This is a genomic window from Alteromonas sp. AWM4_230, from assembly GCF_056158305.1.
Genome location: NZ_JBSWTB010000001.1, coordinates 1,454,662 through 1,467,015, shown reverse-complemented (window position 1 = coordinate 1,467,015; position 12,354 = coordinate 1,454,662). Strand labels below are relative to the sequence as shown.

Here is a 12,354-nt window from a genome sequence, read left to right as displayed (position 1 = left end):
ATGTACATTTTATGGTTTAAGGCACTGCACATCTTTTTCATGCTGGCGTGGATGGCAGGTCTTTTCTATTTACCACGACTTTTCGTTTATCACGCCACGACTAAGTCTCAAATAGTTAAAGATGAATTTAAAGTTATGGAGCGCCGATTGTGGCTCTTCGTTACTCCATTCGCCTTATTAACTCTGGCATTCGGCGTTGCGCTTATTGTCAGCTATGGTGGCACCTGGTTTAAAATGTCAGGATGGCTTCACATAAAATTGCTGCTGCTACTTGCTATTTACGCTTACCACTTCTATTTGTTTAAGTTGATGAAGCAGTTCGCACGAGATGAAAATAGGCACACTCCCCGCTTCTATCGCTTTTTGAATGAAGCCCCAGTGTTAATTATTCTCGCAGTTGTATGTCTAGCTGTAGTTAAACCCTTCTAGGGCTTAGCTACACGCAGACATCCATAGTCAGTAAGGAAGTCAGTATTCAAGGAATTCGTACTACAGTGTGATGCAAAAAAGTTTTTGAATCTTTATGTAGAGAGTGTTGTAGACATCACACATAGCCGCCCGAGAGTCACGATATATCGGGTTTATTGAATTGTTTTTATCGGAATGTTTACCATGGATGACAGTAATCAACACCTCAAACACCTACTACAACAGACGGATATTGCGTTTAAGGCGCTAATGAGAGAGCCAGCCTCTATACTGTTAAATGAGCAATACGAGAAGGCGAAACTTGAGCTAGATAGCTACACGGCTTCGCTAAAACACACGTTAAATCAACGTCACCAACAGCAACGGCAGCGTTAACCAGCTACGGTGAGACCGATTATATTAAGCCTTAAGTAACTTTGTTAAAGGTTTCGAATTGATTGGGTAGTGCTTGCGCCAGCTCTCCGGATAACTTTGTGTAATCTGCGAGTACCGATGGCAACTGCTTAACAAGCATGTGTATATTACTTTCAAGCTGTGCAACTTGCGTTTCGTTTCTGTAGGACAAAGCCAATTCTATATTGGCAAGCGTTGAAAAAAGTTTTAAACAACGGGACAACCTCGCCTCCGCAGGTTCAGCTAGTTTATCCTTGTCGTCACTTGTATTCTGTGCAGAGCGCTTATCAAGATGGTTCCAAGCATTTTGCCACACTGGCTCTAACTGCTTATGTACTTGTAAAAGCCCGTTCAGCCAGCTTTCTAATTCCTTTGAAGGCCTCATCACTCCTTTCACTTCTATCGCTTCGGTGAGTTCACTAGATAAAGGTGGTTTACTCTGGCGCATTAAATCTAAATGGGAGCGCAAGCCGTTCATCAGGGTATCTGCAAGCTTATCGACATCTTTATCTACTAGCTTGCTATCACTAGATTGAATGAGCCAAGGCATCCATTGCTCGGGCATGGGGATTTCTGGTGCGGCGGCAACCGCAAAGATCATCCCATCAACCTGATAAGCATTCGGAAGTACATTTTTGAAATTGGGATGCGAAACAATATCGCTGATGATGTGTACTGGAAACCCGTCTTTCATCATTACCTTCCTTTTTTAATTTGCGTTCTCTTTCTCGAAACGGTAGTCTGCGCGGCCACTTTGCAGAGGGCGTGTTTTCTGACCTTATACTTCTCCCACATAGTTGGGGTTAGGCACGCAGAAAAAATAAGTCCTTTGCACTGGGTACGCGACAATAGGTTTAAAACCAATCTGTTACTGTATTGGTTTAGCGGTACTGTTGCGTGCTCGCCCACCTATTGTCATGATAGCAAAACTTAACTAAGAGTCGTTGCAATGGCAAAAGATAAATCAGGATATATCATCGCGGCCGCCTTCATTGGCCCTGGAACAGTAACTACAGCAAGCTTGGCGGGTGCAAACTTTGGTTTTCACTTGGTATGGGCGCTGCTTTTTTCCATTTTTGCAACCATAATATTGCAAGACATGGCGGCACGTCTTGGTGTTGCAAGTGGTCAAGGCTTGGCAAGCGCAATGAAAAACATGGCGTATAAGCCATGGCTTAAAAACGCCTTCATTGTACTCATCGTTAGCGCTATTGGCATTGGTAACGCAGCCTATGAATCGGGCAACCTAACCGGCGCTGCAATCGGTCTAGACGCGTTTATCAATTTAGGCATTGGTCAGTGGGCCAGCATATTGGGCACTATCGCAATTGTGTTGCTATGGTCAGGCAGCTACAAGTGGATAGAAACAGTATTGGTTTACCTTGTCTTTATCATGGCGGGGGTATTTTTAGTGACGCTGCTTGTAGCCAAGCCTGATATTGCTGCTATGTTTAGCCAGCTTACTTCACCGCGACTAGACACAGATGCTATTACCACTGTGCTAGCCCTCATTGGTACAACCATTGTGCCATACAACTTATTCCTTCACGCCAGCCTAGTTGCGAAATCGTCAAAAGGGCAGGATAAAAATGACGCCGTAATAGCCTGTCGAAACCAGTCGGCTAGGGCAATCAGTATGGGAGGGCTTATTACGCTAATTGTTATGGCTACAGCTATGATGGCGTTTTTCAACCAAGCAGCCACCATGGACGCGTCTAATATGGGCGAGCAGCTTAAACCGGTGTTAGGTGATAAGGCGCAGTGGTTCTTTGCATTAGGTTTGTTCGCGGCCGGTTTAACCAGCGCCATTACCGCGCCTTTAGCCGCCGCTTATGCCGTAACTGGCGCGCTAGGACTATCTGATGATATGCAAAGTAAAAGCTTTAAAGCTGTTTGGTTCATTATCATTGTAGTTGGGGTAAGTGTTGCAGCACTTGGCTTTAAGCCTCTACCCGCTATTTTGTTTGCGCAGGCAACTAATGCCCTACTGCTACCTATTATCGCGATATTTTTGCTGGTCGTTATGAATAAAAGCACAGCGCTGGGTGAGTTTAGAAACACGTGGAAAAGTAATCTGGCAGGCTTTGTGGTAGTAGGCACAGTGATTGGTTTAGGCCTATATAAACTGATCGGTGTTTTCAGCTAACACCTTTGAGGTGTGGGTCAGAGTCCTGACTCTGACCCCACAGTTTTTTTTAGCTGGCGAGGCGTTGGAGTATGTCTTGAAGCATGGATTTGCTACAGCCAAAATTGATTCTGAAATGATCCGCTTTGTGGAAATCAATACCCGGAGATGGGCCAACGCCCTTCTCTTCCGCCCATTCCTGTACGTTTTCTACGCCAAGCCCGCTGGCGTCTACCCACGCAAGAAACGTCGCATCGGCTTTTAGCATTTTAAGCCCGTCAATACTGTTGATGGTGTTAAACACCATGTCTCTGTTTTCACGTAAGTAGCTAAGCTGCTGCTGATGCCAATCGTCACACTGAGTAAATGCAGCTTCTGTTGCCGCTAAGCCTAATACGGTTACCCACGGCACTATGCCTGCTGCGGCATTAGTAAATGCCTGACGCAGTTGGCGATTAGGAATAATGGCAAAAGACGTACCTAACCCCGCAATATTGAATGTTTTACTGGCAGCCATAAGCGTTACGCTATTTTCAGCAAGATTAGCCTCGCGGCCTGCTGGGATATGCTGCTTCCCGTCTTCTAAAATAAGGTCACAGTGTATTTCATCAGAGCAAAGCTTAACATTGTTCGCATTACAGATTTCGGCAATGCGGTCCAGCTCCGCTTTTGAAAGTACCGAACCTACAGGGTTCATTGGGTTACAAAGAATAAACAGCTTGCACTTAGGATCCGCAGCTTCTTTTTCTAACGCGTCAAAGTCCAGTGTATAGCGCGCTCCATCGACTTCACTGATACTATCTAAACGTTCACCGTTCGCGCTTTCTACGACCGTACCTATATCTACTCGCTCTAGGCCGTTTAGCTTTGGCGCCGCCAGCAGTGGCGGGTAATTAGGCGTTTGAATAAGCACTTTATCGCCGGGGTCACAATACGCTTTGCACGCTACGTTGAACGCAGGTACAACTCCTGGTGTCCACACTAGCCACTCGGGCTGGATTTCCCAATTATGCTTATCTTTAAGCCATCGTACTACAGCCTGAATAGCACCAGCGTGATGGGCAGGCAGTATATACCCCATATTGCCATGTTCAACTTGACCAGAGATGGCATCTAAGATTGGCTGAGCACAACGAAACTCGGTATCAGCCACCCAAGCAGGAATGATGTCTTTTCCTTTGTACTTTTGCCATTTGAACGAAAACGTATCTTTTCTAGAAGGGGTATTATCGAATAAGGCGCTCACATTACATCCTGTTGCTCAAAAACTTATGACACCAGTGTAGAATTTTAGCGCCTCATAAACTAGTGGCTTAAGATGAATTAACTCAGATTTGCTATATCGAAATGTACTTTTATAGAGGTAAAGTTAAGGCGTTAAACAAGCAATGGCAAAGTGGACTTTTCCATTTTATACCAAGTTACGGTGAAAGCCTGCTTACTTTCGTTATTAGGTGTCCATTATAAATTGACGGCGTCAATAAAACCGTAACATGTAAGACAAGCTTTAAGGCTAACTTGCTTGTGTAACTGCTTCTTTCGACTTTTGAACCAGTTCTTCCATATTCAGGGGTTTAGCTAAAAAGCCTGATACTTGGAGCTTACGCGCTTCAATAACGAGCTCTTTGTTAGGGTCGGCAGTAATAAGCAAAAAAGGGACGTCCAAACCAGACGATTGACAAGTTTTTAAAAGGCTAAGCCCGTCATAATCCGGCATTACTTGGTCGCTTATGATTAAGCTTATAGTGTCGGAAGTTTGTTGCAGCAAGAAATCTCTTGCAAATTTACTACGCGTAAATGGAAAAACAGTAGCGTCTAACTGCGTCTCTAACGCATCAGTAATGAGGTCTAGCGTAATAGGATCATCTTCAACAACGGCTACAGAAAACACTACCCTTCCCCTTTTGTTAGGTCATTATCCGTCGATATTACAACGACTTAGCTTACGAGTTAATGCGTAAACATGTACTTGAATAAGCATAGAAGCTCTAAGCATGTTTGACCACTAACCTTTGGTCGATATTTACGCTTTTCGATGTTCACCATTACAGTGAATTAACTGAGTTGGTGATTTCGAAAAGAAAACCTTCAACCGTTCAAAAATAGGAAAGACCAGCGGCAAATACTAGATTAACAAAGTTTAAACGCTAAATAAAAAATGCCAGCATAAGCTGGCATTTTTAAGATTGTTAAAGTCTTAAAGAGTATTAAGACTTAGGTGCGCGAGATGCACGCTTACGTTCGTTTTCTGTAAGAAGCTTCTTACGAATACGGATAGATTCAGGTGTTACTTCTACTAGTTCGTCGTCATCAATAAACTCAAGCGCTTGCTCAAGTGACATCTTGATTGGTGGAACTAGGGTTTGCGCTTCGTCAGTACCAGAGGCACGAACGTTTGTAAGCTGCTTACCTTTAAGTGCGTTTACAGTTAGGTCATTGTCACGGCTGTGAATACCAATAACCATACCTTCGTACACTTCAACACCGTGACCGATAAATAGGCGACCACGCTCTTGCAAGTTAAACAGGGCGTTAGTTAATGCTTTACCGTTTGCGTTTGCGATAAGTACACCGTTTTTACGCTTACCGATAATACCGCCCTTGTACGGACCGTAGTGATCGAACGTGTGGTAAAGCAAACCAGAACCAGATGTCATTGTCATAAAGTCTGTTTGGAAACCAATTAGGCCACGGCTTGGAATAATGAAGTCGATACGTACACGACCTTTGCCATCTGGAGACATATCGGTCATTTCAGCTTTACGAAGACCAAGCTGTTCCATGATTGAGCCTTGGTGCTCTTCTTCACAGTCAATCGTTAGTGTTTCGTAAGGTTCTTGTGTTTCGCCATCAACTTCTTTAAGAATTACTTCTGGACGAGATACAGCAAGCTCGTAACCTTCACGACGCATGTTTTCAATAAGAATACCTAGGTGAAGTTCACCACGACCTGATACGCGGAACTTATCAGGGTCTTGAGTTTCTTCAACGCGAAGCGCAACGTTGTGTACTAATTCGTCGTTAAGACGCTCTAGGATATTACGTGACGTTACATACTTACCTTCTTTACCCGCAAACGGAGACGTGTTTACCTGGAAAGTCATAGTTACAGTAGGCTCATCAACCGTAAGCGGAGGAAGCGCTTCAACTGTGTTTTGGTCACAGATTGTGTCAGAAATCTTAAGTTCGCCAAGACCTGTAATAGCAATGATGTCGCCAGCATGCGCTGATTCAACTTCATGACGTGCAAGACCAAGATAGCCGTAAACTAAGCCAACTTTACCGTTGCGTTTTTCGCCATCAGCAGTAACAACCGTTACTTGTTGGTTTGGCTTAACTGAACCGCGCTTAACACGACCTACACCGATTACACCTACGTATGAGTTGTAATCAAGCTGAGAAATCTGCATTTGGAAAGGACCGTCTACGTCTGCATCAGGTGCAGAAACTTGCTCAACGATAGTTTCAAATAGTGCATTCATGTCTTCTTGAGGCTCGTCTGCATCGTGTGATGCCCAGCCATTTAGTGCAGAAGCGTAAACAACTTGGAAGTCAAGCTGCTCATCAGTTGCGCCTAAGTTATCGAAAAGGTCGAATACTTGATCCATTACCCAATCAGGGCGTGCGCCAGGCTTGTCGATTTTATTAATAACAACAATTGGCTTAAGACCTTGAGCAAATGCCTTTTGCGTAACGAAACGCGTTTGTGGCATTGGGCCTTCTTGTGCATCTACAAGTAGAAGTACAGAGTCGGCCATTGACATTACACGTTCTACTTCACCACCGAAGTCAGCGTGTCCTGGAGTATCTACGATATTGATACGGTAGTCGTTCCAGTTAATCGCTGTGTTCTTAGCTAGGATGGTAATGCCACGTTCTTTCTCGATGTCGTTCGAGTCCATTACGCGCTCTTCTTGCTCGCCTCGAGATTCAAGGGTGCCAGACTGCTGTAACAGTTTGTCTACCAGGGTGGTTTTACCGTGGTCAACGTGGGCGATGATTGCGATGTTACGCAATTTACTAATATCAGTGGTATTCATGCTTATATAGAGCCTGTGTAAATCGATGCCAACTTAATTCGGGAATCGAATAAGTCTGCATTAGATTTGTTGCAAAAAAATGCAGATAGAGAAATTTGCGCGGATTGTACAGAAAAACCACGACGTTTGCGCACCTTTTTTTGATAAGAAGTCACTTTTATTAGAATTAACTCTTCAGTTTAAAAAATAGACAATATTATTTGCACCGAATTGAACATATACAGTGGTGGTGTGATACAAAGTGATCTAGGCTAGATGACATAAAAGTAACAATTAAGCACCACTATGAAGCATTGATGCACCCTTCTGGTGCATTGCTATTCAAATGGAAGTGATAGATGCCTGTCCATGCCACAAAAACCGGCATGCTTGTAAATGGCATGATAATCGCTTTCACTTTTGCCACTGTTGGAGTGAAGCTGATCATTCCGCATTTTTACATTAAACCTGGAGGACACGATGTCAGTAGATAAGGCATTAGAACTGATTAAAGAAAGTGAAGCGAAGTTTGTAGATTTACGTTTTACCGACACCAAAGGTAAAGAACAACACGTATCAATTCCTGCAAGTGTTGTTGATGAAGAATTCTTCGAAGAAGGTAAAATGTTCGACGGTTCTTCAATTGCTGGTTGGAAAGGCATCAACGAATCAGATATGGTTCTTCTTCCAGACGCAGACAGCTGCGTAGTAGACCCTTTCGCAGAAGAAACACAAGTAAACATCCGTTGTGACATTGTTGAGCCTTCAACAATGGAAGGTTACGAGCGTGACCCACGTTCTGTTGCACGTCGCGCAGAAGAGTACTTGAAATCTACAGGTATCGGCGACACATGCTTCTTCGGCCCAGAGCCAGAGTTCTTCCTTTTCGACGACGTGCGTTTCCACACAGATATGGCAGGCTCGTTCTACAAGATTGACTCTTCAGAAGCAAAGTGGAACTCAGGTGAAGAATTCGAAGGCGGCAACATGGCTCACCGCCCTGGCGTTAAAGGCGGCTACTTCCCAGTACCTCCGGTAGATTCTGCTCACGACATTCGTGCTGCTATGTGTATGGTTATGGAAGAAATGGGCCTTGTTATTGAAGCTCACCACCACGAAGTAGCGACAGCGGGTCAAAACGAGATCGCTTGTGAATTCAACACGCTAGTTAAGAAAGCTGACGAAATTCAAGTTTACAAGTATGTGGTACACAACGTTGCACACGCATACGGCCAAACTGCTACCTTTATGCCTAAGCCACTTGTTGGCGATAACGGTTCTGGTATGCATTGTCACCAGTCTATCTCTAAAGACGGCGTTAACATCTTCGCAGGTGACAAATACGCAGGTCTTTCTGAAGAAGCACTTTACTACATCGGCGGTATCATTAAGCACGCGCGTGCAATCAATGCCTTCGCTAACGCTTCTACTAACTCTTACAAGCGTCTAGTTCCTGGCTTCGAAGCGCCGGTAATGCTTGCATACTCTGCACGTAACCGTTCTGCATCAATTCGTATTCCTCACGTAACTAGCGATAAAGCGCGTCGTATTGAAGTACGTTTCCCTGACCCAACAGCTAACCCTTACCTTGCATTCTCTGCGATGCTAATGGCTGGCCTTGACGGTATCAAAAACAAGATCCACCCTGGCGATGCTATGGATAAAGACTTGTACGATCTACCTGCAGAAGAAGCGGCTGAAATTCCAACTGTTGCAAGCTCGCTTGAAATGGCACTTGAAGCACTTGATAACGACCGTGACTTCCTTAAAGCCGGTGGCGTAATGACTGACGACATGATCGATGCATACATCGACCTTAAGTCAGAAGAAGTAACTAAACTTAACATGACAACTCACCCAGTTGAGTTCGACATGTACTACAGCGTGTAATAACACACTGTATAGCGATATATACTAAAGCCCGCTCTGCGGGCTTTTTTTATGGGTGCTAATTAACTACTATATATTTGTGTCTGCGCTAAAAGCATCTTCTACGTTTGCTCACTTAGGACAATGACCTAGGGGCTAATCTCATATAGGCAATGCTGAAAAGATTTAGCCACAGGCCTCTTATGATAAAAGTAGTAAGCTGGCAGTTTTCAAATACAATGATTAGGTAACAACACGTGCAAAACATGATGCGATATATCTGCTTAACTTCCCTATTATTGTGTTGCAGTAATGGAGTGTTACCTTTGCAAGCCGCTACGCTTGGTTTAGAGCAAGACAATGCGCAGCAAGAACCACTGACGAACGAGGCAGAACGAGCTCCCGATGCATCGACTACGACATCCCCATCGACTACAACAATCTATAAGGTGGTAGGAAAAGACGGCTCTATTACTTTCACCGATAAGCCGCAAAAAAATGCTGAGCCGTTGGCATTCGATGATAAAACGCAAAACGTAGTTACAGCAGCCAAAGTTGCCCCCCCACCGCCGCTTAAGCCTGATTCCCCTAAACCAAATTATCGCGTAGTTATCAAATCTCCTGCACCAGAAGCAACTATTAGAAATAATCTAGGTGAGTTAATTATTTCTGCGGCACAAACTGGTGCACCCAAAGCGCCTATCTATCGCTTAATTTTCGATAACGCCCCATTTGCAAGCAATAGTTCAGGCGTATTTAAACTTTCAGGTATCCATCGTGGAGCACATACCTACAAAGTTGAGCTAACGAACAATACGGGCAAGACTCTTGCATCGTCTCCAGAACAAACCCTTTACCTACATCAGGCATCGGCGTTAATTAATAACTAATAGCGTGCAATCATTGTTCTGTAAGCGCACCACCGAGGTTCAGTAGACTATGTTTGCTTAGCCTCTTACTCGCGCATCGCATCATTGCAAGCTACAATGCACAATTATGGTGCAAAGGAGACGAGCTCGGATGCATTCCACCGAGTTAGAAACACAACAGCTTATAAATAGCCTAAACACAGCGTTGGTAATGGTAGATAACAAACTTACCATTGTTTACGCTAACCACGCGGGTGAAGCTTTGTTCGAAACAGGCTTGAAGCAACTTATCGGGCACCCGCTTCAAGACTTTTTCTTACCGGGAACAATAGAGACTACCCGACTAAAAGCGGCCATTAGAAAAGGTGAAGACTTTACCGAGAACGAAATTAAACTAGCGTTCAGAGACAACCGCTATGTTTCTGCGGATTTGACCGTTACCAACTTACACTTTGACGATGGCCCTCGACTGCTGTTCGAAGTCAAAAAGATTGATCAACAAAAACGAATTTCTCGCGAAAACTTACAAAACGCACAGCATTATGCGGCTCGAGAGCTAGTACGTGGTTTAGCGCATGAGATAAAAAATCCACTAGGTGGCATTCGCGGCGCGGCGCAGCTTTTAGAAAAGGAGCTGTCGGAAGAACATAAAGAATTCACCCGTATGATCATTGAGCAGTCTGACCGTCTGCGCAACCTGGTAGACCGTTTGCTAGGACCGAATTCACTGCCTAGATTCGAAGAAAGCAATGTGCATCAAGCACTTGAAAAAATACGTAGTCTTATGCGTTTTGATTCAGACAACCCTATAACCATAGTTCGCGACTATGACCCTAGCATACCACCACTTTTACTAGACCCAGACATGATTCAGCAGGCGGTGCTCAATATAGTCAGGAATAGTATTCAGGCTTTAACCGAGAGCCAAACCCCTAACCCAGAGATTAGGCTAGTTACGCGAATAGAGCGCCAGATGACGATTCAAACGAAACGTCATGCGCTGGTAGCAAAAATAAAAATTATAGATAACGGCCCGGGTATTCCCGCTGAAATTAAAGACACACTTTTCTATCCCATGGTCACAAGTAAACAAAATGGCTCTGGGCTGGGTTTGTCTATTTCACAAACCCTTATTAACCACCACGGCGGCAAAATAGATGTAGACAGCTACCCTGGTCACACTGAGTTCGTAATTTACCTACCAATAGATCGTAAGGAGACAGACGATGACGAATGAGTCTGTGTGGATTGTCGATGATGACAGTTCTATTCGTTGGGTGCTGCAAAAGGCCTTACAAGCCGCTGACATCAGCTGCTTGAGTTTTGAAAACCCTGAAGATTTATTGCTTCAACTTCAAAGCGGCCAAGCCCCCGAAGTCATCATTTCAGACATAAGAATGCCACAAATGGACGGCATGACATTACTGAACGAAGTGCACGCTTCCCATCCGTTGCTTCCCGTTATCATTATGACGGCGCATTCGGATTTAGACAGTGCGGTAAACGCTTATCAAAAAGGGGCATTTGAATACTTGCCAAAACCTTTTGATATTGACGAAGCGGTAACCTTAACCCAGCGCGCCCTTGCTCATGCAAGAGAGCAGTCGACGGTATCCAAATCACAAGTTGAAGACGTTGTAACCGAAATAATTGGTGAAGCACCTGCTATGCAGGAAGTTTTCCGTGCTATAGGTCGACTTTCACGTTCTTCGATAAGCGTGCTTATCAACGGCCAATCAGGTACGGGTAAAGAATTGGTAGCGCACGCACTTCACCGACACAGCCCTAGATCGAGTAAGCCTTTTATTGCGCTTAATATGGCGGCCATACCTGCAGATCTTGTAGAATCCGAACTGTTTGGTCATGAAAAAGGCGCCTTTACCGGTGCACAAGCGGCACGCCAAGGGCGTTTTGAGCAAGCTGACGGCGGTACACTTTTCTTAGATGAAATAGGCGATATGCCGTTAGATGTGCAAACACGCCTTTTGCGAGTACTCGCGGATGGTCAGTTTTATCGCGTAGGTGGCCATCAGTCGGTAAGCGTTGATGTACGCATTATTGCAGCAACCCACCAAAACCTAGAGCAGCGTGTCGCTGAAGGAAAATTCAGGGAAGATTTATTTCACCGCCTGAACGTTATTCGTGTGCACCTTCCATCGCTGAACGAGCGCCGAGAAGATATTCCTTTGTTAACGCGTCACTTCCTTCGCCGAGCAGCCAAAGAACTTGATGTGGAGGCGAAAAGCATTTCAAAAGAAGCTGAGCGCGTTATGTCTCAGTTACCGTGGCCGGGTAACGTACGGCAGTTAGAAAACGTGTGCCGCTGGTTAACGGTGATGGCGAGTGGACAAGAAGTCTTACCGAGCGATCTGCCGCCAGAAATTCACAGCGATAGCAGTATCGAAAAACCTAGTGCCGAATCGGGTGATTGGCCAGAATTGCTTGCGAGTTGGACCGACAAACAACTACGCGATGGTCACCATAATATTCTTAACGACGCTATGCTTACTTTCGAACGCGTTATGCTTGAGCGAGCACTCCAGCACACTCACGGTCACAAGCAAGATGCGGCTAAGCGTTTAGGTTGGGGGCGAAATACCCTTACCCGTAAACTAAAGGAATTAGGGGTAAATTAAACCTGCTTCGCTTC

At 44.7% G+C, this 12,354-nt stretch carries 11 protein-coding genes; 7 read left to right on the top strand and 4 right to left on the bottom strand.

What is annotated here, in order from left to right; all coding sequences use genetic code 11:
• Both ACXACS_RS06215 and ACXACS_RS06210 read left to right on the top strand, forming a co-directional pair.
• Positions 1-429, top strand: a complete 429-nt coding sequence (locus ACXACS_RS06215) for a CopD family protein (protein WP_474805196.1) — start codon at positions 1-3, stop codon at positions 427-429.
• A gap of 183 nt (positions 430-612) precedes the next feature.
• Entirely contained in the window at positions 613-804 is a 192-nt protein-coding gene (locus ACXACS_RS06210) for a hypothetical protein (RefSeq protein WP_474805194.1), read from the top strand.
• 31 nt (positions 805-835) lie between these two features.
• Here the strand turns inward: ACXACS_RS06210 and ACXACS_RS06205 are convergent, their stop codons facing one another.
• Positions 836-1,519, bottom strand: coding sequence for a UPF0149 family protein (locus ACXACS_RS06205; RefSeq protein ID WP_474805192.1), 684 nt, complete (start codon positions 1,517-1,519; stop codon positions 836-838).
• A gap of 252 nt (positions 1,520-1,771) precedes the next feature.
• Between ACXACS_RS06205 and ACXACS_RS06200 the strand changes: the two genes are divergently transcribed.
• Positions 1,772-2,968 carry an Nramp family divalent metal transporter gene (locus ACXACS_RS06200; protein ID WP_474805190.1) on the top strand — a complete coding sequence of 399 codons (1,197 nt, stop codon included), beginning with the start codon at positions 1,772-1,774 and terminating at the stop codon, positions 2,966-2,968.
• A 49-nt stretch (positions 2,969-3,017) separates the two neighbouring features.
• Here the strand turns inward: ACXACS_RS06200 and ACXACS_RS06195 are convergent, their stop codons facing one another.
• The 3 genes from ACXACS_RS06195 to typA all read right to left on the bottom strand — a co-directional run bounded on the left by ACXACS_RS06195 (position 3,018) and on the right by typA (position 6,987).
• A complete protein-coding gene (locus tag ACXACS_RS06195) occupies positions 3,018-4,193 on the bottom strand; it encodes a MalY/PatB family protein (RefSeq protein WP_474805188.1) in 1,176 nt (391 codons plus the stop codon).
• A gap of 267 nt (positions 4,194-4,460) precedes the next feature.
• Positions 4,461-4,838 carry a response regulator gene (locus ACXACS_RS06190; protein WP_474805186.1) on the bottom strand — a complete coding sequence of 126 codons (378 nt, stop codon included), beginning with the start codon at positions 4,836-4,838 and terminating at the stop codon, positions 4,461-4,463.
• Positions 4,839-5,154: 316 nt separating this feature from the next.
• Positions 5,155-6,987 (bottom strand): translational GTPase TypA, encoded by a 1,833-nt coding sequence (gene typA / locus ACXACS_RS06185; RefSeq protein WP_179984410.1) that lies wholly within the window; start codon positions 6,985-6,987, stop codon positions 5,155-5,157.
• Positions 6,988-7,446: 459 nt separating this feature from the next.
• Between typA and glnA the strand changes: the two genes are divergently transcribed.
• The 4 genes from glnA to glnG all read left to right on the top strand — a co-directional run bounded on the left by glnA (position 7,447) and on the right by glnG (position 12,340).
• Entirely contained in the window at positions 7,447-8,856 is a 1,410-nt protein-coding gene (gene glnA / locus ACXACS_RS06180) for a glutamate--ammonia ligase (RefSeq protein WP_020746516.1), read from the top strand.
• Between the two features lie 296 nt (positions 8,857-9,152).
• Entirely contained in the window at positions 9,153-9,725 is a 573-nt protein-coding gene (locus tag ACXACS_RS06175) for a DUF4124 domain-containing protein (RefSeq protein ID WP_474805183.1), read from the top strand.
• A gap of 130 nt (positions 9,726-9,855) precedes the next feature.
• Positions 9,856-10,941 carry a nitrogen regulation protein NR(II) gene (gene glnL, locus ACXACS_RS06170; RefSeq protein ID WP_474805181.1) on the top strand — a complete coding sequence of 362 codons (1,086 nt, stop codon included), beginning with the start codon at positions 9,856-9,858 and terminating at the stop codon, positions 10,939-10,941.
• Positions 10,931-12,340: a nitrogen regulation protein NR(I) gene (glnG, locus tag ACXACS_RS06165; RefSeq protein ID WP_474805179.1), complete on the top strand. Its 1,410-nt coding sequence runs from the start codon at positions 10,931-10,933 to the stop codon at positions 12,338-12,340. The genes glnL and glnG overlap by 11 nt, the downstream gene beginning before the upstream one ends.
• Positions 12,341-12,354: the final 14 nt, after the last annotated feature.